Below are 21,821 nucleotides of genomic sequence, written 5' to 3' on the forward strand. Positions count from 1 at the left end.
TTCTACAATAACTTTTTCTGTTCTAGATTTTTCCGAGTTGAACTAGGTTCGGCTTGACCAAACTGCTCTGCCAAACGCTGACTCCAAGAGGTCGTCGCACGCGCACCAGCATAGTCTGCCTGTTCTTGGTCATAGTCCAAAATCGCTGCTACGGGCTGTTCTTGGTATTCTTCTTCAAATACCACTTGGTTCAAAGGCAGTCTTGGTTTGACATCATGTTGTTGATTTGGCACACCAAGGGCAATCCCAAAAACAGGATAGGTATAGTCAGGCAGGTTAAAAAGCGCTGCCACTTCTTCTGACTTATAACGGACCAAACCGATGATAACACCACCATATCCCAGACTTTCAGCAGCAAGCAAGGTATTTTGGCCAGCAAGAGCCGCGTCCACAGACGTGATAAGGAGACCTTCTACCCCTTGAGGTTGGAAAGTGTCCGTATGAAGGCTTGCTCCCTTTTCCGCTCGATTCAAGTCACCAACAAAGAGCAAAAAGGCAGCTGACTGGCGAATGGCTTCCTGGGGAACCAGTTCATATAAGGCATCTTTCTTCTCTTGACTGCGCACAAGAATCACAGAGTAGGATTGGAAATTTTTCCAAGATGACGCCATTTGTCCAGCAGTTAAAATCTCATCCAAGTCTGCCTGAGGAATCTCTTGCTCCTTAAAGCGACGAACTGAAGTATGAGCTTTCATCAGTTTAATGGTTTCTGTCATCGGCGATTTTCTCCTTCTAGTCTCGTTTCCTCAGCTAAATAACGAATCCTTTCCATGACCCGTCTAGCTTCCCAAGTCTCATCATTTCCATTTTTTCCTTTGGCAAAATGTTTTTCCAAATCTTGGAAATTAAAGTTGGAAGTAAAGAAGGTCGGCAAATCTTCCTGCATGCGATACTGGAGGATGACTTGGAGAATCTCATCACGCACCCAAGGGGTAGACTGCTCTGCACCAATATCATCCAAGACTAAAACTTCTGCTAACTTGATCTCATCCACCAAGGTCTTCACAGATCCTTCACCGATGGCATTTTTCACATCAATGACAAAACTTGGATAGTGGAGAATGGTTGTTGAAGCACCTCGTTTTTCAGATAGGTCATGGGCCAGAGCCGCCATCATGAAACTCTTACCAACACCAAAATCTCCATAAAGATAGAGGCCTTTTCGGATACTAGGGTAAAGGTCAACAAAGGCATAGAGTCTTTCAAAAATCGGCAAACGACCTAGATCATCCAGGTCAATCTGAGCCAACTTCGCTTTCTTGAGACTTGCTGGTAGATTGATCAACTTGAGACGATTCTTTATAGCTGCCTCTTTTTCAGCCGCGATTAGTTCGGGCGTTTCTTCATAAGACACATCCGCGTAGCCGTGATTCATGACCAAGATTGGCTTGTAGCCACGCGCTATATAGTCCGCATCCCCACGAAGAAACTTGTCCCGTTCTGTGATATATTGGTTGAACTTGGAGATACTACGATTTAACTCCTCTTGGCTGAGGGATTCTTTCTGGATAAAAGCCGCTACATCTGGGTCCTTCATGATCTGCTGGACTAGGTCCTGATACTGAAAACGACTTGTCTGACGTTTGATTACGTCACCCACACTTTCCATCTAGTCTCCTCCTTCTTCTAATCGGGCTAACATTTCTTGTTTTTTACGTTCTAGTTCCAAACGAGTTTCCTCGCTGGTTTGATTCTTGTATTCTGGATTGCTCCACTTGGGCACATTTGTCTTAGTCGAGCTTGTCTTTGATTTTTGGTCTTCCTGGCCTTTTTGCTGACGCTCTCGAATCCGAAGCACGGCTTCCTCTGCTGTCCGAATCTTGCGATAGGCATAGTCATTTGCGACCTTCATGGCGTATTTTTCATTGACATTGGCCGAATCAACCTTGTTAAAGGTTAAAAGTAAGACGATATTGATGACTTCGTCCAACAAGCCTAAAGACGCCATCTGGTGAAGGAGATCTCGTTCACTCTGGGTGATGTTTCCCTTACGTGTTTGCTTGATTTCGGCTAAAAATTCCAGGGGAGTTTTATTCTTTGCTTCCCTGATAATGGTCATTTCTTTGGGGCTAAAGTCAGAAGACGCTGGTTTTTGTGCTATCTTTTCACGCATGCGTTTGACTGAAATAACCTGAGCCACTGTAGTCGCCTTGGCTAATTGATAGGTTTCAAACCAGGTCCATTTTTTCTCATCTGCGATGGCAAATAATTCCAAAACATCCGCCTGCTCGTCTTCAAAACGCAGACCATCTCGAGCCATCAGACGCTGAAAATGCTCCAAATCAAAATCGTTTTTCACCTTGATTTTAGACTCGGTTGGAGTCACTTCTTCGGTCAAGTTTGGAAAGACTTGGCTCAAAGAAACAGAGAGTGCTTCTCCCTCACTTGGAATCTGTTTCATAGTGGAAACAGCTGTATCACCAATCTTTTTTTCCAATAGTCTACTATAGACAGAATGACTTAGAAATTCCTGACTGGAGAGGGGAGAATGAAGCTGTAATTCATAGGTTTCCCCTTTCTGGTAAAGGGTCAACAAATCCAAAGCAGATAAGATTTTAAAGGACTGGAGGAGCGTATTCATCCCGAAGTTTAAATGATTAAGAATGTTAGCAAAAAGGTGTTCCTTTTGCCCGCCATCCCAAAAGGTAATGGCATATAGATAGAGGCTCAGAGCCTCCTGACCGATAATCGGGAGGTAACACTGCACCAGAGATGAGGTATCTTGCGACACCCGATTATTCTTTAGAAAAGAAAAACGGTCATTTGGCTTCATCTATTTTTCCTTTTTCTTTTTAGAGGACTGGGTGATCTGCTGGAGCAGACTCTCCAACTCACTCACATCCTTAAAACTACGGTAAACGCTGGCAAAACGAACATAGGTAATCTCATCAAGCTCTGCCAATTCTTCCATGACTAAAGCTCCAATATATTCACTTTGGATCTCATTCTCACTGCGACTACGGAGTTTTTGCTCAATACGATTGACCACCATGTTGATTTCATCACTTGACACAGGACGCTTCTGGGCTGAACGGATAATCCCATTAAAGATTTTATCTCTCGAAAATTGTTCTCGTGTACCGTCTTTCTTGACGACAACCAGCGTTCGTTCTTCTACTCGTTCATAGGTTGTAAAACGATGCTGACACTCGTCGCACTCACGTCTTCGGCGGATGGTATTTCCTTCTTCGGCTTGTCGACTATCAACAACACTAGACTTGGTAGCCCCACATTTTGGACAACGCATGCATTTCCCTCCTTGTCGTTTTCTTTTCATTATACCATTTTTTGAGCAATTCCCAAAACAATTCTTATTTTTACTTGACAAGTTTTTTGTTTTATTGTATTATTTAATTAGAACAATAAAGAAAAAGAAAGGAGACTATGATGTCCTGGTCATTTGATAATACAAAACCCATTTATTTGCAGATTATGGAAAAAATCAAATTACAGATTGTTTCCCATGAACTGGAACCCAACCAACAGCTCCCAACCGTAAGGGAGCTAGCGAGCGAGGCTGGTGTCAATCCCAACACAATTCAGCGCGCCTTGTCTGATCTTGAGCGCGAGGGCTTCGTTTATAGCAAGCGGACTACTGGTCGTTTTGTCACTGAGGACTTAGATCTCATCGTTCAGTCCCGCAAACAGCTTTCTGAGGAGCAACTGAAAAACTTTGTAACGGGCATGCTTCAATTCGGCTATCAAAAAGAAGAACTGCCAAGTGTGCTTAGCGAATACATCAAAGGAGTGTAAAATTATGACATTACTAGCATTTGAAAATGTATCCAAATCCTATGGGGCTACAGCAGCCCTTAACAATGTTTCCCTTGAGATTCCCGCTGGAAAAATCGTCGGGCTTCTCGGTCCAAACGGATCTGGAAAAACAACCTTGATCAAGCTGATCAACGGACTTCTCCAACCAGACCAAGGTCGTGTCCTCATTAACAACATGGACCCAAGTCCTGCTACCAAAGCCATTGTCTCTTATCTACCAGACACGACTTATCTGAATGAACAGATGAAAATCAAAGAAGCACTGACCTACTTTAAAACTTTCTACCAAGATTTCAATCTTGAGCGGGCTCAGCACCTTTTAGCAGATCTTGGCATTGATGAAAACAGTCGTCTCAAGAAATTGTCAAAAGGGAACAAGGAAAAGGTTCAGCTCATCCTCGTTATGAGCCGTGAAGCTCGTCTCTACGTGCTCGACGAACCGATTGGTGGTGTGGATCCGGCTGCCCGTGACTATATCTTAAATACCATCATCAACAACTACTCACCAACTTCAACTGTCTTGATTTCTACCCACTTGATTTCAGATATTGAGCCGATCTTGGACGAAATCATCTTCCTAAATAACGGAAAAGTCGTCCGTCAAGGAAATGTAGATGATATTCGTTACGAGTCAGGTGAGTCGATTGACCAGCTCTTCCGCCAGGAGTTCAAGGCTTAGACAAAGGAGATTATTATGTTTTGGAATTTAGTTCGTTATGAATTTAAAAATGTTAACAAATGGTATCTAGCTCTCTACGGTGCTGTGCTTGCAATTTCGGTTTTGATTGGTGCATCCATTTCTGGTATTAGTCAGACCTACACTAGCTATGGTAATGATCCCTACTATCTGTTAGGCTTTCTGATCTTAGTTTTTGGTGGGCTCAGCGTTACTCTCTGGATCGCGACTATCTTTCTAATCGTTCGACGCTTCAAGGGAAGTGTCTACGATCGTCAGGGCTATCTTACATTGACTCTGCCCGTCTCTGAACACCAGATCATCACCGCCAAATTACTGGGTGCTCTCATTTGGTCAATCATAAGCTATATTGTATTTATCTTGAGTATCATTATTATCTTCTCACTCACCCCTGTAGTGAAAGATTTGCCACTCCTCTATCGATTTATCTCTCCTTATCTCGGCTACGGTTGGCTCTATGCCCTCTCTCTTCTGGTGGGTTCAATTACTTGGATTTTATCTATTTACCTTTGCATCTCAATTGGTCAACTATTTAACGAGTATCGTACCGCTATGGGAATTTTAGCCTATATCGTGCTTAACATCGTGATTGGCTATATTTCTATCTTCTTCCGAATGGATTATGATTTTAACCTCCTAATCAGCGTTGATATCCTCAAAGATTTCATTCTAGCAATTATCTACTATCTCGGAACCTACTATATCTTGAAAAATAAGGTTAACTTGCAATAAAAAACGCCCAGCTTACAAGAGCTGGGTTTTGCTTTAACTCAATATCAAACTGGCTATAATGGGGCTAACAAAGACATAGAGAATTCCGGTGACACCGATAGCTAAACCACCCATGGCCCCCGCTACCGAGCCGTATCGAAAGGCTGTTCCCGTTCCGACAGCGTGTCCCGTTCCTCCAAGGGAAAGGCCTACAGCTACTGGATCATCAATCTTCAACCACCTCAAAAGTGTTGGTCCGATAACACTAGTCAAGATCCCAGTTGCAACTACGACGACCAAGGTCACAGTCGTTAAACCTTGCAATTTTTCTGTAATCCCGACTGCCATAGCGGTTGTCACTGACTTGGGAAAGAGAGAAATGGCTAGGAAAAAGTCCATGCCAAAGATTTTCGCCACTATGGCAGTGAAGCTAGTATTGACAACTACTGCTAGCAGACTACCAAAGAGAATACTCCGAGCATGGTGCTTCATCAGGTGAAAACTTTTATAAAGCGGAATCCCTAGAGCCACTGTTGATGGGACTATCAAGTTATTCAGATAAACCCCACCTTGGTAGTAATCTTGATAAGAAATACCCGTCACCTTTAGAAAGATGATAATGAAAATAGCTGACAAAAGCAAAGGCGTCGTCAATGGATGGGGAAAACGTCTGTAAATCAACATCCCCACTAGATAAGCTAGGATAGATAATGCAATCCCAAACAGAGGATTGGATACAAATTCACTCATTTCGTTTCTCCCTTCTCATAATCTCCCTCAAATCGTCTCTTGATAAACTGAACCACTAGAGCGATGAGGATAATATTGATAACAGCTGCAAAAAAGACAATCAAGACGATGGGCAAAAGATAAGGGGCAATCACATCAAACTTTTCCATGATACCCACTGCTGGCGGCAAAAAGAGAATGGTCATATTGGCCAGCAAGAAATTCCCGACCATATTGACATGCCTGGTCCTTAGCCACTTGAATTGCAGGGCTAGAAAAAGAATAATCAAACCGATAATACTGCCTGGGATAGGCAGATGAAAGAAACTGGAGATTCCCTCACCGATTAGAGAAATCACAAAGAGAATCATTAATTGAACATATAACTTCATCTCAAACTCCTTGAAATAGAATTCTTGCATACCAGTTTACTCTTTTTTCAGAAAATTTCAAGGAAATATCGAAATTTTTCTTTCTTGCAAGGATTAGCTAAAAGTAGTATAATCATTGCATGCGCAATCATCTTATGTTACAAAGACAGTCAGTAATGACTTTGTGATTTTAACTGTAAAAAGAAAGGAGAAAGCAATGACCTACTTGGAAAAATGGTTTGACTACAATCGCCGTCAAAAAGAAATGGAAGCCTTGTTGGAAGAAACTATTGCCCAGCAGAGTGAACAAAGGCTGAACTTGAAAGAGTTTTACCTGCTCTACTATCTGAATCTAGCTAATGAAAAGTCCTTACGGCAGATTGACCTGCCAGATAAACTCCATCTCAGTCCGAGCGCTGTTTCTCGAATGGTGACCCGACTAGAAGAGAAAAACTGTGGCTTGCTTAGTCGCAGATGTTGCGATCAGGATAGACGGGCTAGTTTTATCTGCCTGACTGACGAAGGACAAACAACTCTGGCTTATCTACAAAAGGCCATCGAAGAAAGACTGGAAATGAATCTTGACTTCATTTCTTAATCAGATTTTCAAAAAAGTTGCGTGCGCAATCATTTTTCTTGACATTCCTCGTTTCAAGGAGTACAATAAAGTCAAGATCGAACAAAGGAGTTTTATATGATCGAAATTACCTATCTAGATGCTAGCAAGCAAGAGAGAACTATAACTTTCGAATCTTATGAAGAATTTGAACGTTCTCAACAAGCCTGCCTTATCGTCGTCGCGGATTACTACACTGTCCAAAAATTAACTTACAATGGTCATGATTTGGACTACCATGGGACTTATGGAGATGTCTTCTTCTATCTCATGAAACAAGATTTAAGCCAATATAACTAAAAAAGGAGAAATACAATGGCAAAAGCAATTACAGATGCAACATTTGAACAAGAAACAAAAGACGGTTTGGTCTTGGTAGACTTCTGGGCAACTTGGTGTGGTCCATGTCGTATGCAAGGTCCAATCTTGGATAAATTGTCTGAAGAACTTTCAGAAGATGTCTTGAAAATCGTTAAAATGGACGTTGATGAAAATCCAAACACAGCTCGTGCCTTTGGAATCATGTCTATCCCAACTCTTCTCTTCAAAAAAGACGGCCAAGTGGTGAAACAAGTTGCTGGAGTACACACAGCAGAACAAATCAAGGCCATCGTTGCTGAATTGAGCTAATCACACTAGAGACCAAGTGCTTTATTTGGTCTCTTTTTTCTTGCCCTTTGCCATTTTTTAAAAAATATGCTAGACTGTAGGTAGAATATTACGATGTTTGGGACATGCCATCGCTAAAAAAAACCTCTACTTGGTATTTTTTAGCTCCCCTCAAGGGAGCTTTTTGCGTGCTCTGAACATTTCCCACTTTGGAAGGAGTACTATGAAACGTCAATCAGCCTTGGTCGTCTTTAGTGGTGGCCAAGATTCCACAACCTGCCTCTTTTGGGCTAAAGAACACTATGAAACGGTCGAAGCTGTCACCTTTGCCTACGGCCAACGCCATCATCTCGAAATTCAAGTTGCTAGAGAAATCGCTAAGGAGCAAGGCATTCGTCATCACATCTTGGATATGTCTCTACTGGGACAAATCACTGAAAATGCCTTGACTTCTGATCTGGAAATCGAGCAAAAAGAGGGAGAGATTCCCAATACCTTTGTTGACGGTCGCAACCACCTCTTTCTGTCCTTTGCGGCAGTTCTTGCTAAGCAACGAGGCATTAAAGACATCGTCACAGGTGTCTGCGAGACAGACTTCTCAGGCTACCCTGATTGTCGAGATGTCTTTGTCAAATCCCTTAATGTTACTCTCAACCTTGCCATGGATTACGACTTTGTTATCCAAACACCTCTCATGTGGCTGGACAAGGCTGAAACTTGGGAATTAGCCGACCAACTCGGTGCCTTTGACTATGTTCGTGAAAAGACCTTAACCTGCTACAATGGGATTATCGGAAGTGGTTGTGGAGATTGCCCAGCCTGCCACCTGCGCCAGCATGGACTAGATGTTTATCTCTCACAGAAAGGAGAGGGCTAATGTTTTTTGCTCCCAAAGAAATCAAACAGGAAACTGGGGAATCTCTTGTCTACAATCCCCACAGAACCTTGGTATCAAAAGAGTTTACTTTCGACGCTGCCCACCACCTCTTTCACTATGAGGGAAAATGCAAATCCCTGCACGGCCACACTTATCATCTGCAGATTGCTGTCAGTGGATTTTTAGATGAGCGTGGTATGACCTACGATTTTGGAGACATCAAAGCTATCTATAAGGACTACTTAGAGCCCCACTTGGATCATCGCTATCTCAATGAAACTCTACCTTATATGAACACGACTGCTGAAAATATGGTTTACTGGATTTTTCAAACCATGAATCAAGAGTTGCCAGATGAACGCGGTCTCCGTTTGGAATACGTTCGCCTCTATGAAACTCCGACTGCCTTTGCGGAGTTTAGACGGGAGTGGTTAGATGACTAAGGAACGTGTCCTCAAACTACCAGTTCTGGAAATCTTTGGCCCAACATTTCAAGGTGAAGGCCGTGCTATCGGGCAGAAAACCATGTTTGTCCGCACTGCTGGTTGCGACTACCACTGTGACTGGTGCGACTCTGCCTTTACTTGGGATGGTTCTGAAAAACCAACTCGCATGACAGCTGACGAAGTCATTGCTGCCTTAGATAAGTTAGGAAGCTACGACTACGTCACCCTGTCTGGCGGAAATCCTGCTATCCTAGCAGCCAACATGGCCGAACTCGTCACCAAGCTCAAAGAACGTGGTGTCACTCTGGCAGTTGAGACCCAAGGCTCCCGCTGGCAAAATTGGTTAAAAGACATCGACCAAGTCACTCTCAGTCCCAAACCTCCTTCCTCCAAGATGGAAGTCAACTTCGAGACTTTGGATTTCATCGTTTCCCAACTGGATCCAGACAAGGTCACCTTTAAAATCCCTGTCTTTGACGATGCAGATTTGGCCTTTGCTGAAGGGATTCAAGAACGTTACCAACCAGATGTCCTATTCTTATCAGCAGGAAATCCTGAGCCCAAGGCTACAGGTAATATTGTCCAAGACCAACTGGACCGACTCAAAGAACTCTGGGAACGCGTCGCTACTGACGATAGCTGGGGCAATGTCCGCGTCCTTCCTCAACTTCACACCCTCCTCTACGACAACCAACGTGGTGTTTAAATTAGAAAGAAAAAATCATGTCACAACAAGAAGAAATGAAAAACCTAAGCCTACTAGGCAACAAAGAAACCAACTACATTTTTGACTATCAACCAGAAGTCCTCGAATCCTTTGACAATCGTCATGTGGAAAATGACTATTTCATCAAATTCAACTGTCCTGAATTTACCTCACTTTGCCCAATAACTGCTCAGCCAGACTTTGCGACGATTTATATTTCTTACATTCCTGACAAGCTCTGCGTCGAATCAAAATCCCTCAAACTCTACCTATTTAGTTACCGAAATCATGGGGATTTTCACGAAAACTGTATCAACACCATCGGGAAAGACTTGGTCAATCTACTAGACCCTCGCTATTTGGAGGTATGGGGAAAATTCACTCCGCGCGGTGGCATCTCAATCGACCCCTACTACAACTACGGTAGACCTGAAACTAAGTATGAAGGATTGGCAGAACAACGCCTCTTTCAACACGACCTTCATCCAGAGAAAATTGACAACCGCTAATACTCTTCGAAAATCTCTTCAAACCGCGTCAATGTCGCCTTGCCGTATATATGTTACTGACTTCGTCAGTTTCATCTACAACCTCAAAGCAGTACTTTGAGCAACCTGCGGCTAGTTTCCTAGTTTGCTCTTTGATTTTCATTGAGTATAAACAGATACGAAAAAGCCCTGTTCCTCAGACTGAGGACAGGACTCTTTTTATTTTTTATTCTTCTGTTCCAAGGCAGTTTTTCGCAACAAGGGCTGCAATAACACCACCAACGATTGGGGCAAGGATAAAAATCCATACTTGTTGAAGGGCTGCGCCACCTACCAAGACTGCAGGAGCCAAGCTACGAGCTGGGTTTACTGAAAGTCCAGTGATGTTCAATCCAACAAGGATCATTGCCATCAAGGACAAACCGATTACCAAACCAGCAATCGCACCATTGCCTTTGCTTGCTGATGTCACCGTCATGATAACCAAGACAAACAAGAAAGTTGCGATGACTTCAAACAAGAAACCACCAAAGACAGTGACACCGTTTGCCAAGGCATTTTCACCAAGACTTGCAGTTGACATTCCTGAGTTAGACAAGAGGAAGAATACCGCAGCTGACGCAAGGAAAGCCCCAACTACTTGTCCAAGGATGTAGTTTACAAGGTCTTTTGATGACAAACGTTTGTTTACAAACATAGCAATTGAAACAGCTGGGTTCAAGTGAGCACCTGAAACAGTTCCGATTGAGAAAGCTGCTACCACGATTGCCAAACCAAAGGCAAAAGCAATTCCAAGGTGTCCAAGACCTTCAAGACCATTTCCAAAAACAACAGCTCCTGTTCCGATGAACACAAGCATAAATGTACCGATTAATTCAGCAACAAATTTTTTCATGATAAGTCTCCTTTTTTCAAACTATGTATTAGTCTATCAGAAGAAGGAAAGGGTTTCAAGAAAATTGACTGGAAAGTTTTTTGAAAATCATAAAATGACCAGCTAATCTCTAGTATTGAAAAGATTGAATGGCTTCTTTCAAGGCATCTTGTAAAAAGTTTTTCTGATCAAGTTTGACATAGACTTCCAACAGACAGGATCTGAAGTTGGAAAATTTATGGAAATCATTTGCTTCTTTCAGGGGAAATTCGACTGTTTGCAGCCAAGCAGTGAGGAGAGACGGTTCGATTTTCCCTCGTAATATTGGTTCATAAAACGCTCTGGCTAACCGCCAATCTTCATCATTTGTAAAACGAATCTCAACACGTTTAAAGATTTTCCCAATGATTTCAAATGCTTCGGCTATATTTGACTTTGGAAAGCTAGGATGACATATAACTTCCGTCAAGAGATCAGCCCCATGCGCAAATGCGTGGATCCAACCAAACTGAGGAGAGTAGCCCGTCGTCTCTTTTTCCTTTGTAAGATAGTACAATCCTTGATTTAGCATGGTAGACCTGATAGGAGAAGGCAACTGCTGGTAATAAAGTGATTCCTTAGCACCATCGCAAGACAGTAGATTGGCATAAATAAGTGCCCTAAAAGAACGTTTAAGAGCCGAAACTCCTCTACTATCAATCTCTTTGTATAGACCTTCATCAGATGAGACCTCTTCTGCGATAAACTGAAACTGCTCAACAGTAAACAGTTCTTCTTGAATCCCTCTAGCCAAACTCGTAAAAACAAGTTCGTCTCGAATTTCTGGAGAGGGATCTCCCAAGTGCTCAAGCAACCACTGAATTTCTTCTCGGCTATAGCTTGGTTTTTCTTCTGTCACTTTTCTTTGTAATACTTGATACATCCCTAGTACCTCTGGATTTCTATTAGCTTATCAAAAAGTCATCCGTAGATGACTTTCTGTTCATTAAACTTCGAATTCAGTACGTACTCTATAGTAGGTTTAATTCTGACATCCTGTTTCTTTACTCTCCCAACTGGGCACTGTAGGCGATAATCTGGTCAACTGTGTCTGACAAGAACTGAATGGTATCACGGAGTGGTTTGTCTGTTGAAATATCAGCACCGATAATCATGGCTGACTCAAGCGGTGTCTTGCTACCACCTGATTTAAGGAGATTGAGCCAGTCTCTAGCTCCAGTTTCTGAATGTTTCAGATGGAGATAGCCAGCTGTCGAGATGACAAGACCAGCAGAGTAAGTGTAACTATACAAGCCCATGTAATAGTGAGCTTGTCGCATCCAAGTCAAGGCCGCATCGTCGTCAATTTCAATAGCATCTCCCCAGAAATCTGTCAAAACTTCCTTCATAATGCTGTTGAGCTTGCTTGCTCCAAAGGTCTCCCCTTCTTCAATCAATGTATAAACCTTGCGCTGGAAGGCTGCTTCCAAGAGGTGGGTGATGAAATTATGGAAGTAGGTGTCTGTCAAGCGGTGGGCAAGGGCGAAACGTTTTTGACGTGGATCGTCAGATTGGTGCTCCAAGTAGTCACTGAGAAGCAATTCATTGAATGTTGATGGCGCTTCGACGTAGTAGGTCGACATGTGGGCATTGAAGTAACTTTGGTGATTATCTGAAAAGATAAATTGACCAGAATGCCCGATTTCATGAATCAAGGTATAGACATCGCTCAAACGACCAGTCCAGCTCATGAGGACATAAGGGTGCACGCGATATGGATCCGTAGCATAACCACCAGAATCCTTACCACTGTTAGCAGCGAAGTCTACCCAGCGCTCTTCTTGGTAGCGGGCAATTTCTTGAGTATATTCTTGTCCCAGAGGTTCTACTGACTTCATGACCAAATCATAGGCGTCGTCAATAGTCACTTCAGGATTGAGGGCGCTGTCCAAGTCCAATTTCCAGTCTGCAAAGGTCATCTTTTCAAGACCATTCACCTTGGCAACATGCTTGAGGTATCTCTGAGCAACTGGCGCAAAGTCCTTCATGATGAGGTCAATCTGACGGTCAAACATGGCACGGTCCACTTCTTGCTCAGCCAGAAGATAATCAAAGACTGAGTCGTAGCCCTTCATATCTGCCAACAATTTCTCAGACTTAACCTGAGCTAAGTAGGCTGCTGCAGCTGTATTTTGGTGCTTACGAAGTCCCTCTGAGAAAGAACGGAATGATTTCTCACGAACCTCAGCATCCTCGTGGTTTTGATAAAAGTTTTCATAGGTCACAAAGCTGTTTTTGTAGGTCTTCCCATGAGCTTCAAAATCAGCCATTTCAAAATCCCCAGCTCGCATCTTAGTGTAAATGTCCTGTGGACTGTAGAAAACTTCACCCAGATTGGTCAAGGCCTTCTCCACATCAGCCCCTAGGTAGTGAGCTTTTTTGATTTTGGCCTGACGAATAGCTGCCGTTAAGTGAGGCAATTCACCCAAACGGTCCAAGACTTCCTCGCCTGCTGCAACCAAGGCATCGTCAAAGAAGGTCAAGGCTACGCTGGCATCTGTTTCAAATTCCATCCCAGCTTGGGCAATGTTGGCAAATTCTTCATTGCTATAGTCTGTCGTCTGAGGCATAAAGGCATAATTGCCAATATGGCTCATCTGGATGTAGATTTGCTCCAATTCCACAAAGGCCTTCTCGAAATCTTCAAAAGTGTGAAGATTGCCCTTGTAGTCACGGCTAAATTGGTTGATATCTTCACGCGTTTTCTCAATTGCACGCAAGAAATCCTCACGGTCTTGGTATAGGGCTGTTAAGTCCCAAAGTTCCTTCTCTGGAAATTCTGAACGGTGTTTTTGTTCCATTTTCTTCCTCTTATTTCTCTAATTCTAATAAAACACTAAGGGCTGATAAGGCGTAAAGCGGCGCTGTTTCCGCTCGCAAAATACGAGGGCCAAGTCCTGCCAAGACGGCTCCTTTAGCTTCAAAACTCTCAATTTCTGCAGGTGAGAGACCACCTTCTGGGCCAAAGATAAAGAGCAGTTTGGCTCCTTTTTCAAGACCAGTGACTACTTGTAAGAGCGCAGCGGTTTCTCCTTCTTTTGCTGATTCTTCATAGGCCACTACAATAGAGTCAAACTGGTCCAGCTGGGCTAGAAAATCTGCTTTTTTCTCGAAAAGCTGGATACTTGGGACCAGATTTCGCTTGCTTTGCTCTGCTGCTCCAAGGGCGATTTTTTCCAGTTTTTCAATCTTTTTGCCTAGTTTCTTGCCATCCCATTTGGCAACTGACCAGTCGGCAGGGAAGGCCCAGATTTGACTAGCTCCTAGTTCGGTTACTTTCTGAGTAATAAACTCCAGCTTGTCTCCCTTGGGAAATCCTGATGCGATGGTTACTTGAACGGGCAGTTCCACATTGTCAGCTAATTCTTGAACCAACTCAAACTGACGATTTCCCACATCCAGCACGCGCGCCAAGCGCTTGATACCATCATCAAAGACCAAGGTCACCTCATCATCTTCTTTCAAGCGCATAACCTGAAACATATGCTTGCTGGTTTCCTTATCTTCGATAATGACGGGAGAGATTGCACTGCCCTTGACAAAATACTGTTGCATGCTAGCCTCCAATCACACCTGAAATATCCTTGGTTTTCTTAAAGACACAGGCATTCCATTCCCCTTGAATCATGTGGGTTTCAAGGAAAAATCCAGCTGACTCAGCCGACTCGCGCACCATGTCCCACTTGTCCTTGATAATGCCACTCATGATCAGATAACCTTCATCTTTGACCAAGCGATAAGCATCGTCCGTCAAATGAATGAGAATATCCGCTAAGATATTAGCCACGATGACATCTGCCTCAATCTCAACCCCCTTAAGCAAATCTCCTGCCGCTACATGGATATTTTCCATACCAGGGTTGAGCTCAATATTTTCCTGAGCGACACGAACCGCCACATCATCCAGGTCATAGGCGAAAATTTCCTTGGCACCCAGAAGCGAGCTGGCAATGGAGAGGACACCTGAACCAGTTCCCACATCAAGCACCGTTTCGCCACCACGAAGAACCTGCTCCAAGGCAAAAAGGCTCATCTTAGTGGTTGGATGCGTCCCAGTCCCAAAGGCCATGCCAGGGTCCAGCTTGATAATCTTTTCTCCATCAGTCGCCTCATAGTCCGTCCAAGACGGCACGATGGTCAAATCATGAGTGATACGAGCTGGTTCGTAGTATTTCTTCCAGTTGTCTGCCCAGTCTTCCTCAGCCAAGGCAGTCGTGCCCATCTTGACATCTCCCAAATCCATAAAATTGGTTAATTCTGCCAGACGAGCCTGCAAGTTCGCCTCGACCTCTGCCACATCAACCGTTTCAGGGTAGTATGCTGTTACCACGATTTCTTCTTGCTGCTCAACCTCAGGGAAAATCTCACCAAAGCGATCCACATTCCCCACATAGTCCATGCTGTCTTCAATCGCAACACCTTGGGCGCCCAACTCAATCAAGAGGTTGGAAACCAATTCCTCCCCCTCACGCTTCACTGTAACTTTTAACTCTTGCCATGTTTCCATTTTGTACTGTGCTTACCTTTCCATCAGGTTAAAAATAGTCTTTCCAATAACAACAATAAGATTATCTCTTAATTTCTTCTCTAACTCTAAATCAATACCACTATTCTGTATGAATTTATCTTCTACCTTTCTGTATAAACGTTTCACCCTAGTGGGGTTTCCTGGATCAAAATTTGGTACATAATGATAAATTATGACAGGAACAGAACTACTGATTGATCGTTCAGCGATTTGACTCCAGATATACCTATCAGTCTCTCCCAAAGAAACCCCATAGAGAATAATAATATCAGAGTTTTTTATAATATCACTATTTTTAACATCCATATTTTCTCTATAGTTTTTCAAAACTAAACTTTTTATTAGAGATTCCTTTTGTTCTTCTTCTAAACTATTTGAAATTTGTGTTTCATCACTAACCCCTAAAACCATGCAAACATCCACCGTCCCATGTGCATGAATTGGTGGCTCAATATAAAAATTATAAAGATTAGCTCGTAATTGACTCCTGAATGATTTTGCTGACTCATTATATAATTTATCGATAACATTTGTGTAATTAAGAGTTAATATATTCACAATATCGTGTTGATATAGATTTTCATTATATTTTTTATTGATAGCAGGTTGATTAATTACAGGGAGAGAGGTTATCATATCATCTAGAGTGCTTATAAAGTCAATTGCATTACCTTTCTCAAGATTTTTTTCTTGTTGTATGCGTAGATGTTCTCTTAAATCATCAACTACTTCACTAAAATCATCTATAAACTTCTCCTTCATTTCTATACTTGAGAAGATGAGGTCGTTATCTTTTGTCAATTTACCAATTGACAATTCAAAATCTGACCAATTTTCATAATCATTTACTTTATCAGAAAATAGAGACTCATAAATGAAATTTGAATATCCTTCTTTCTTTTTCCTTTCCATATAAACTTTATGTTGAAAATCATAGAAATCCTTGTATTTTGTTTTTAAACCATATTGTAAATCCAAACCATTTCCGACGATATAGGTGATATTCATATCTTTGCCCTCTTGTATTCCTAATATCTAAAATAAGGTTAAAATATCCACTATTCAAATTCAATTTCTTCATTTAAACTATTAAAGAGATCTACTTGAGCTTCAACTTGTAATCTATTAACTAGCCAACCTCTTAATTCAGCTTGCTGAATAAAATCTTCAATACGATTAACCCCATTTAATTCTTTTAATGTAACTACTACACCAAAACGTACTCCTTGTCCATCACCACTTTTCAAACGTTCGATTGTTTTAATGCTCATCCCCCACTGAGGATTAGATGGATTTAAAATTGCTTTAGCTCTCTTTCTAGAAGTAAACGACTCTCCAATATGCTTGACATTATCCCATTTCCTAAATATATTTCTAGCTGCGTTTTCTCTCACATATCCTGGGGTATCTTCGGCATGCTGGTTGTCTTTATTTATCGATTCGATACCGTCTGACTTTAACCTACCAAAAGTAATCTGCATCTCAGTATTTGTATAATCAACCCCTTGATTTCTTGAGCAGTTAGGGAAATAACACATTGTTGCCTTAGCTACATATGGATAACTCTCACTAGAAATAGGTACTGGAAAATCATAATTATAGGTATCATAAGCCCTAGAGATATCTGACACAATAAATTTAATTTCATCATCAGGTGTAGATAAAATATCATCCATTTTTATTGGAACAATACCATTTCCTATCAAAGATAAATCAGTGAATGTTTTCTTATCATTCCAGGGTATTGCTGCATCAATTAGCAAAGCCTTTGCTTCTTCTCGGCTAAGTCCCATAATATGAATGAGATAGGCCATTTTCCTTGCAATAAAAGGTGCCGCAAAACTTGTTCCAGCTACACGACCTAATCCTAGAGGTTCACAAACATTTATAAAGCCACCATTTCCCCCTCCATAATATGACACATCTGGTTTAACAAAGAATGATAAAACAATACCCTCTCGTGAATATGACACTGATTGATTATTAAAATCAACAGAATTTACTATTATAGAATTAAGTGAATCAGCAGGAGCACCTATTCTTTTACGTTTCCCATTTATTACTGAAGCATTTGTCCCAGCTATAATAAAAATTACATCATTCTCAAATTGAATTTCGTCTAATAAAGCTCCCTCTGCAGAGATAAAATTTTCTCTTATTTCATCATTGGACCCTAAAGAAAGATTCCAAACCTTAATATCAGAATTCTGAGAAACAATCTCTTTTATCTGTTTTATGATTGTAAATGAATTAAATCCACTTTGTAGTGACACACCAAAATGCCTTACTCTAAAATTCCCACAACCATCATCCAGATTAGGGTTCAAATTGGCTCCATCAACGATTAAAGAAGTCACAGCTGTCCCATGCTTGTAATCTTGGCTATCTTTTCTAATATCAGGTGAGACAAAATCATGATATTCTACCCACTCATTAAAGTAAACTCTTTTGTCAAATAAGGTATCAATAACGCCAACAACTGGTTCGTTCATTGGAGATGGAAGATTTATTTTTAAATCATTATTATCTAAAGAAAAATCATCTACAGATAACTTAGAAAAATCTTCCACAATCATGGAGACAAGATAGGGAGCTTTTGATAGTAGCAATTCAATATTTTTTTCATCAAGCAAGACCGTGGTCTGATTCATAATATTAGCTTCTGAAATATCAATATTTAATTTATTCAGTAATCTAAAAATGTCTGTATGGACATCATAAAATGTCACGATAGAATTTTGAATATCAGAAACAGTAGTGTGCTCAACCCCAAAATTCTCAATAAAGCAAGAATCTCTCAAATACTGTTGAAATTTGCTTTTTGAAATACCATACTCCGAAAAATTTATAGAAGCAAACGTTGATGAATCAGAGAACATCTCACATGTTATCGCTCTATCAAAATGTTCCTCAAAAACTTCAATTATCTTACTTAAAACGGTTATTGTTTTATTAAGAGTATCTCTAGAAATATAATGAGTAACAATATGTTTTGTCTTCTCCTCATTGAATTTTGCTCCCACAATGGTATCATTAGGGAATGGATTCCCTCCTCCTACATTGAAATAGCCATTAATACGGTTACTTTTGGCAACAATTCGATTATAGTAAATACTGATCAAAATACCATCGATAATGTTATTTTTCTCCCAATATGTTTTCGTTTCTTCTAATGAAAAATGAAGATACTTCAAATGTTCCAATGTAATTATTGCTTTTTTGGGTATAGTTATTGGTCCCATACCATTATTTCTTGATTTTTGTGTAAAACTTTTTCCACGTAATGTCAATAATGTATTCATGTCAACCCTCGCTTAATTCTCGTGATACACTACTCTTAGAAACACCTGTCAAAATCTCAATTTCTCTAACAGTAAAACCTAGCTTCGATAATTTAGAAATAGATAAATTTCTACCATTATGCAAACTTCTTAGCAGGCGTTTTTGATAATCATGCGGATCTGATGGATCACTAAATGCCAATGACGTTCTTATTGAGTTTCTCAAATCACCAGGATTCGGTATTACATTGGCACTATTGATAATTTTTTTAAATAATTTTAAATCTCTAGCTACATTCTTAAATTGCTTTAATAACTCATTTAAAATAATAGTAGCTACTTCTACTTTATCTTCATCAGTATAACGGTCAAAGTCAATTATGGCATCGAATCTTCTCGTAACTGCTTTATCAAGATTTTCAAAAAGATTTGTTGTTGCAATTAATACAATTTCTGGTGACAGCCTATCCAACTCCTTTAAAAAGGCAGAAGTCACTCGTCCCATTTCTCTCAAATCATTCTGATTAACCCTATCCAGTACTATGGAATCAATTTCATCAAATAGGATGATATAATTTTGTTTGAAAGGAAGATTATTGATTTCATTAAAAAGAGTTGCTAAGTTTTTGACTGTTTGCCCCAGCTTACTATCTACTAAGTGACTGAAATCTACTACAAGTAATTCCTTGCCAATAAGTCTAGCCACCTGCTTTACACTTTCAGTTTTCCCAGTGCCTGGAGATCCCACAAATAAAAATTTATTTATTCCAATATGATGATTGACAGCGTTTATTATTCCTTTTAAATCATTCATAATTGAAAGAGGCAATGGGAGAGGACCAATATCTAGTTTAGCAGGAGTCAAATACTCACTAGGATTCTCTATTTGTGGCATGAATCTATCACTTTGGGACATTAACCCCATAATATATTGTGCTAATTGTGTATCACCATGTTTATTGAAGTTCCGAGCAATTGCTATGGATTGATTTCTAAATTCTGTCTCTCTGNCCTCATAATGATACTTTATTAAATCAAGAACATCTGATTTTTTCATGATTCATTCCTCCTTACACAAATAATACTATATTCTTGGGACGAAATCAACTATTTTGGGACAAAATTAAAAGAATAACCTTGAAAGGATATTCTTTTAATGCAATACTATATCAGATTTTCCCTGACACTCTTTCCACCACCTGGCAACTCCCACATATTGGGCCAAGGAATGCTGGACTTATCATCCCGCAAGATAGTTAAAATCCTATCCCCACAAAAGAGGGCAATCTTACAGCCTGTAAAATCAGTAATTTCGATTTCCATGTTAGACTCCTTCAGCTAATGCCTTCTCCAGCTCCTCTAACCAGTTTGCATATTAGCGTTTCTCGTCTCTCACCGCCCTACTGTTATTTGTTTTCTGTTTGACAAACTAAATTGTCTAGTATTTTCATGATAAAAATTCATTCGAATAACTTTCATTAGTCTTGGGAAGATTAAATATTGCTAAGGAGATATAACGATCTTTAATAACATAACAATATAAATCAATGATTTAACCAAGATGTTTACCTGTTGGCTCTATATTTCATATCACTAAGCCATCTTTTTATTTCTTTTTTACAGACCTCAAAAATTTTATCTTTGAGGTCTGTATTATCTTTTTCGAAACATCCTTTCCATAAATTTNCATCTTCTACTTCGTAAACTAGGATATTTTGATTACTCAATTCTTTTTTAAATTCTGTGAGATAAGATGGTTTGTGAGAATGTAGACCAATATAACCTAAGTATGGATATAGTATAATTTCATCAAAATCAGTCACAGTTACAATAATACCATTTCGTAGTGGCTGGTGATTTGGATTAGCATTCTCCGAATAATCGTGTGGATAGAATAAAATGACACCAACCACATTCTCTCTTTTTACGATATTTCGTGCATCATCAACTCCTTGAGAAGGATCATAAAATTCCTCTGCAAAACGATAAGTTCTTCCATCATATATACCTTTCTTTCCTGGTTCAGATAATTGCAACAAGATATTTTTGAACTTTTCATCATCAATACCCAATTTTTTTAGATAATCTGAGAATTCTATATCAAAGTAGTAAAATTCCTCAGTTTGAGAGTCTATATGATTAGTTTTTAAAAAAGCAGTCTCATCTGAAAGTATCGTTGGTTTTGAAGCTATTTGCCGCAAAAATTCGCTAATATAGGATTTCTTATTATTAAACTCAGTCAGTGATTTAGTATGTCCATACCGACTTCGACTATCCTCGAGAGTAAAAGAGTAATCAAAAGATTGTGTCGTTAATTGATCTATTATTTTACGCAGTATAAACTTGATTTTTAAAGAATGCAAGTCATTATTATTAAAAAAACTATTCTCAAACTGTTCATATTCTTCTTTAGATAATTCCCCGACAAAATCTAGTAAGTCAATTAACTCCCAATAAAATTTCAATATCATCGGCTTATAAAGTTCATTTATACCTTTATAAAGAGTAGAATTCATAAACTTATAAAGTTCAAATCCCTTGGAAAAATAAATTCCTTTCTCATTTTTTCTACCATAATTTAACTCCCTATTATTCATTCTATTCACGAAATAGGAATCTAGAATAGTAATAAAATTATAACTTAGGGGTAGCCCTTTATTATTAATCCTGTGAATATAATCCAAAATACCTAAATCAGGAACAACAATGATATTAGGCTCAGAAATATAATCTGATTTTTCCAATAATGATATAGCGGTGGCTATATCTGTAATGAGCAATGTCGAAACATTACAATCAAAGAATAACCTTTTATCTTTATCAATCAAATCAATAATTGTAGCTTTATTACATTTATCTAACTCATCTATAGAAAAAGTAATACTAAAGTATTCAGACATGTTTTTTAAAAGTCGTAGTAGCTGACGCTCTTTTAATTCCTCAGTAACAATACTTTTTAATTCCCGAGACAACTCTTCATTATTACTTGAAGAAATTTTCCCTCTTAATTGTATTCCTGATTTTATCATTCCTATATCAGCACTTAAATCAATAGATGAATTGGCTGATATATCT

General features: G+C 39.9%; 24 protein-coding genes and 1 pseudogene. 10 read left to right on the forward strand and 15 right to left on the reverse strand.

Annotation, left to right across the window (positions count from 1 at the left end):
- Positions 1 to 2: 2 nt before the first annotated feature.
- The 4 genes from D8805_RS02950 to nrdR are packed head-to-tail and all read right to left on the reverse strand — an operon-like array spanning position 3 to position 3,247.
- Positions 3 to 716 carry an NADPH-dependent oxidoreductase gene (locus tag D8805_RS02950; RefSeq protein ID WP_125415373.1) on the reverse strand — a complete coding sequence of 238 codons (714 nt, stop codon included), beginning with the start codon at positions 714 to 716 and terminating at the stop codon, positions 3 to 5.
- Positions 713 to 1,609: a primosomal protein DnaI gene (gene dnaI / locus D8805_RS02955; protein ID WP_000446492.1), complete on the reverse strand. Its 897-nt coding sequence runs from the start codon at positions 1,607 to 1,609 to the stop codon at positions 713 to 715. The genes D8805_RS02950 and dnaI overlap by 4 nt, the downstream gene beginning before the upstream one ends.
- Positions 1,610 to 2,773 carry a DnaD domain protein gene (locus D8805_RS02960; protein WP_125415374.1) on the reverse strand — a complete coding sequence of 388 codons (1,164 nt, stop codon included), beginning with the start codon at positions 2,771 to 2,773 and terminating at the stop codon, positions 1,610 to 1,612.
- Positions 2,774 to 3,247: a transcriptional regulator NrdR gene (gene nrdR / locus D8805_RS02965; RefSeq protein ID WP_001203677.1), complete on the reverse strand. Its 474-nt coding sequence runs from the start codon at positions 3,245 to 3,247 to the stop codon at positions 2,774 to 2,776.
- Positions 3,248 to 3,387: 140 nt separating this feature from the next.
- Here nrdR and D8805_RS02970 point away from each other — a divergent pair, with 140 nt between their 5' ends.
- From D8805_RS02970 to D8805_RS02980, 3 genes are read left to right on the forward strand one after another with little or no spacing between them, the layout of a single operon-like run.
- A complete protein-coding gene (locus tag D8805_RS02970; RefSeq protein ID WP_000119121.1) occupies positions 3,388 to 3,753 on the forward strand; it encodes a GntR family transcriptional regulator in 366 nt (121 codons plus the stop codon).
- A 4-nt stretch (positions 3,754 to 3,757) separates the two neighbouring features.
- Positions 3,758 to 4,453 (forward strand): ABC transporter ATP-binding protein, encoded by a 696-nt coding sequence (locus tag D8805_RS02975; protein WP_084946298.1) that lies wholly within the window; start codon positions 3,758 to 3,760, stop codon positions 4,451 to 4,453.
- Between the two features lie 15 nt (positions 4,454 to 4,468).
- Positions 4,469 to 5,203 carry a hypothetical protein gene (locus tag D8805_RS02980; protein WP_000498778.1) on the forward strand — a complete coding sequence of 245 codons (735 nt, stop codon included), beginning with the start codon at positions 4,469 to 4,471 and terminating at the stop codon, positions 5,201 to 5,203.
- Between the two features lie 33 nt (positions 5,204 to 5,236).
- On the opposite strand, the gene D8805_RS02985 is transcribed toward D8805_RS02980, so the two are convergent.
- Positions 5,237 to 5,932 (reverse strand): LrgB family protein, encoded by a 696-nt coding sequence (locus D8805_RS02985; RefSeq protein ID WP_125415375.1) that lies wholly within the window; start codon positions 5,930 to 5,932, stop codon positions 5,237 to 5,239.
- A complete protein-coding gene (locus D8805_RS02990; RefSeq protein WP_000781326.1) occupies positions 5,929 to 6,303 on the reverse strand; it encodes a CidA/LrgA family protein in 375 nt (124 codons plus the stop codon). Before D8805_RS02990 ends, D8805_RS02985 begins: the two co-directional genes overlap by 4 nt.
- A 196-nt stretch (positions 6,304 to 6,499) precedes the next feature.
- Here D8805_RS02990 and D8805_RS02995 point away from each other — a divergent pair, with 196 nt between their 5' ends.
- The 7 genes from D8805_RS02995 to queF all read left to right on the forward strand — a co-directional run bounded on the left by D8805_RS02995 (position 6,500) and on the right by queF (position 10,045).
- Positions 6,500 to 6,880, forward strand: a complete 381-nt coding sequence (locus tag D8805_RS02995; RefSeq protein ID WP_125415376.1) for a MarR family winged helix-turn-helix transcriptional regulator — start codon at positions 6,500 to 6,502, stop codon at positions 6,878 to 6,880.
- A 96-nt stretch (positions 6,881 to 6,976) separates the two neighbouring features.
- Positions 6,977 to 7,198: a DUF4649 family protein gene (locus D8805_RS03000; protein ID WP_125415377.1), complete on the forward strand. Its 222-nt coding sequence runs from the start codon at positions 6,977 to 6,979 to the stop codon at positions 7,196 to 7,198.
- 15 nt (positions 7,199 to 7,213) lie between these two features.
- Positions 7,214 to 7,528: a thioredoxin gene (trxA, locus tag D8805_RS03005; protein ID WP_001029581.1), complete on the forward strand. Its 315-nt coding sequence runs from the start codon at positions 7,214 to 7,216 to the stop codon at positions 7,526 to 7,528.
- A 202-nt stretch (positions 7,529 to 7,730) separates the two neighbouring features.
- A complete protein-coding gene (gene queC / locus D8805_RS03010) occupies positions 7,731 to 8,384 on the forward strand; it encodes a 7-cyano-7-deazaguanine synthase QueC (RefSeq protein WP_049520423.1) in 654 nt (217 codons plus the stop codon).
- Complete coding sequence (gene queD / locus D8805_RS03015; protein WP_125415378.1) at positions 8,384 to 8,827, forward strand: 6-carboxytetrahydropterin synthase QueD; 444 nt, start codon at positions 8,384 to 8,386, stop codon at positions 8,825 to 8,827. The genes queC and queD overlap by 1 nt, the downstream gene beginning before the upstream one ends.
- Complete coding sequence (gene queE, locus D8805_RS03020) at positions 8,820 to 9,536, forward strand: 7-carboxy-7-deazaguanine synthase QueE (protein ID WP_125415379.1); 717 nt, start codon at positions 8,820 to 8,822, stop codon at positions 9,534 to 9,536. The genes queD and queE overlap by 8 nt, the downstream gene beginning before the upstream one ends.
- 17 nt (positions 9,537 to 9,553) lie before the next feature.
- Entirely contained in the window at positions 9,554 to 10,045 is a 492-nt protein-coding gene (queF, locus tag D8805_RS03025) for a preQ(1) synthase (protein WP_125415380.1), read from the forward strand.
- A 205-nt stretch (positions 10,046 to 10,250) separates the two neighbouring features.
- Here queF and D8805_RS03030 read toward each other — a convergent pair whose 3' ends face one another.
- From D8805_RS03030 to D8805_RS03070, 9 genes and pseudogenes are all read right to left on the reverse strand, one after another.
- Positions 10,251 to 10,919 carry an MIP/aquaporin family protein gene (locus D8805_RS03030; protein WP_125415381.1) on the reverse strand — a complete coding sequence of 223 codons (669 nt, stop codon included), beginning with the start codon at positions 10,917 to 10,919 and terminating at the stop codon, positions 10,251 to 10,253.
- Between the two features lie 109 nt (positions 10,920 to 11,028).
- On the reverse strand, positions 11,029 to 11,820 hold the full coding sequence (locus tag D8805_RS03035) for a DUF2785 domain-containing protein (protein ID WP_125415382.1): 792 nt from the start codon (positions 11,818 to 11,820) through the stop codon (positions 11,029 to 11,031).
- 121 nt (positions 11,821 to 11,941) lie between these two features.
- On the reverse strand, positions 11,942 to 13,738 hold the full coding sequence (gene pepF, locus D8805_RS03040) for an oligoendopeptidase F (protein ID WP_125415383.1): 1,797 nt from the start codon (positions 13,736 to 13,738) through the stop codon (positions 11,942 to 11,944).
- Positions 13,739 to 13,748: 10 nt separating this feature from the next.
- Positions 13,749 to 14,492 (reverse strand): 16S rRNA (uracil(1498)-N(3))-methyltransferase, encoded by a 744-nt coding sequence (locus D8805_RS03045; protein WP_125415384.1) that lies wholly within the window; start codon positions 14,490 to 14,492, stop codon positions 13,749 to 13,751.
- A 1-nt stretch (position 14,493) separates the two neighbouring features.
- A complete protein-coding gene (prmA, locus tag D8805_RS03050; RefSeq protein WP_125415385.1) occupies positions 14,494 to 15,444 on the reverse strand; it encodes a 50S ribosomal protein L11 methyltransferase in 951 nt (316 codons plus the stop codon).
- A gap of 12 nt (positions 15,445 to 15,456) precedes the next feature.
- Positions 15,457 to 16,473: an AbiH family protein gene (locus D8805_RS03055; RefSeq protein WP_125415386.1), complete on the reverse strand. Its 1,017-nt coding sequence runs from the start codon at positions 16,471 to 16,473 to the stop codon at positions 15,457 to 15,459.
- A gap of 50 nt (positions 16,474 to 16,523) precedes the next feature.
- Positions 16,524 to 18,707 (reverse strand): S8 family peptidase, encoded by a 2,184-nt coding sequence (locus D8805_RS03060; RefSeq protein ID WP_125415399.1) that lies wholly within the window; start codon positions 18,705 to 18,707, stop codon positions 16,524 to 16,526.
- 61 nt (positions 18,708 to 18,768) lie between these two features.
- Positions 18,769 to 19,803 (reverse strand): ATP-binding protein, encoded by a 1,035-nt coding sequence (locus D8805_RS03065; RefSeq protein ID WP_125415387.1) that lies wholly within the window; start codon positions 19,801 to 19,803, stop codon positions 18,769 to 18,771.
- A 116-nt stretch (positions 19,804 to 19,919) separates the two neighbouring features.
- Positions 19,920 to 20,069 (reverse strand): annotated as a pseudogene (locus D8805_RS03070) (7,8-dihydro-8-oxoguanine-triphosphatase); the annotation flags it as partial.
- Positions 20,070 to 21,821 lie beyond the last annotated feature (1,752 nt).

This window comes from Streptococcus oralis subsp. dentisani (assembly GCF_003944205.1).
In the GTDB taxonomy this organism is placed as follows: Bacteria; Bacillota; Bacilli; order Lactobacillales; family Streptococcaceae; genus Streptococcus; species Streptococcus oralis_BH.

Bases quoted from the DNA above. Each gene is read 5' to 3' on its own strand.
- D8805_RS02990 (WP_000781326.1), bottom strand. From the start codon at position 6,303: ATGAAGTTATATGTTCAATTAATGATTCTCTTTGTGATTTCTCTAATC.
- queD (WP_125415378.1), top strand. From the start codon at position 8,384: ATGTTTTTTGCTCCCAAAGAAATCAAACAGGAAACTGGGGAATCTCTT.
- D8805_RS02995 (WP_125415376.1), top strand. From the start codon at position 6,500: ATGACCTACTTGGAAAAATGGTTTGACTACAATCGCCGTCAAAAAGAA.
- queF (WP_125415380.1), top strand. From the start codon at position 9,554: ATGTCACAACAAGAAGAAATGAAAAACCTAAGCCTACTAGGCAACAAA.
- queC (WP_049520423.1), top strand. From the start codon at position 7,731: ATGAAACGTCAATCAGCCTTGGTCGTCTTTAGTGGTGGCCAAGATTCC.
- D8805_RS02970 (WP_000119121.1), top strand. From the start codon at position 3,388: ATGTCCTGGTCATTTGATAATACAAAACCCATTTATTTGCAGATTATG.
- D8805_RS03035 (WP_125415382.1), bottom strand. From the start codon at position 11,820: ATGTATCAAGTATTACAAAGAAAAGTGACAGAAGAAAAACCAAGCTAT.
- nrdR (WP_001203677.1), bottom strand. From the start codon at position 3,247: ATGCGTTGTCCAAAATGTGGGGCTACCAAGTCTAGTGTTGTTGATAGT.
- D8805_RS03060 (WP_125415399.1), bottom strand. From the start codon at position 18,707: ATGGGACCAATAACTATACCCAAAAAAGCAATAATTACATTGGAACAT.
- D8805_RS02960 (WP_125415374.1), bottom strand. From the start codon at position 2,773: ATGAAGCCAAATGACCGTTTTTCTTTTCTAAAGAATAATCGGGTGTCG.
- trxA (WP_001029581.1), top strand. From the start codon at position 7,214: ATGGCAAAAGCAATTACAGATGCAACATTTGAACAAGAAACAAAAGAC.
- D8805_RS02980 (WP_000498778.1), top strand. From the start codon at position 4,469: ATGTTTTGGAATTTAGTTCGTTATGAATTTAAAAATGTTAACAAATGG.
- D8805_RS03045 (WP_125415384.1), bottom strand. From the start codon at position 14,492: ATGCAACAGTATTTTGTCAAGGGCAGTGCAATCTCTCCCGTCATTATC.
- D8805_RS03000 (WP_125415377.1), top strand. From the start codon at position 6,977: ATGATCGAAATTACCTATCTAGATGCTAGCAAGCAAGAGAGAACTATA.
- D8805_RS02950 (WP_125415373.1), bottom strand. From the start codon at position 716: ATGACAGAAACCATTAAACTGATGAAAGCTCATACTTCAGTTCGTCGC.
- D8805_RS03055 (WP_125415386.1), bottom strand. From the start codon at position 16,473: ATGAATATCACCTATATCGTCGGAAATGGTTTGGATTTACAATATGGT.
- queE (WP_125415379.1), top strand. From the start codon at position 8,820: ATGACTAAGGAACGTGTCCTCAAACTACCAGTTCTGGAAATCTTTGGC.
- dnaI (WP_000446492.1), bottom strand. From the start codon at position 1,609: ATGGAAAGTGTGGGTGACGTAATCAAACGTCAGACAAGTCGTTTTCAG.
- D8805_RS03030 (WP_125415381.1), bottom strand. From the start codon at position 10,919: ATGAAAAAATTTGTTGCTGAATTAATCGGTACATTTATGCTTGTGTTC.
- D8805_RS02975 (WP_084946298.1), top strand. From the start codon at position 3,758: ATGACATTACTAGCATTTGAAAATGTATCCAAATCCTATGGGGCTACA.
- pepF (WP_125415383.1), bottom strand. From the start codon at position 13,738: ATGGAACAAAAACACCGTTCAGAATTTCCAGAGAAGGAACTTTGGGAC.
- prmA (WP_125415385.1), bottom strand. From the start codon at position 15,444: ATGGAAACATGGCAAGAGTTAAAAGTTACAGTGAAGCGTGAGGGGGAG.
- D8805_RS02985 (WP_125415375.1), bottom strand. From the start codon at position 5,932: ATGAGTGAATTTGTATCCAATCCTCTGTTTGGGATTGCATTATCTATC.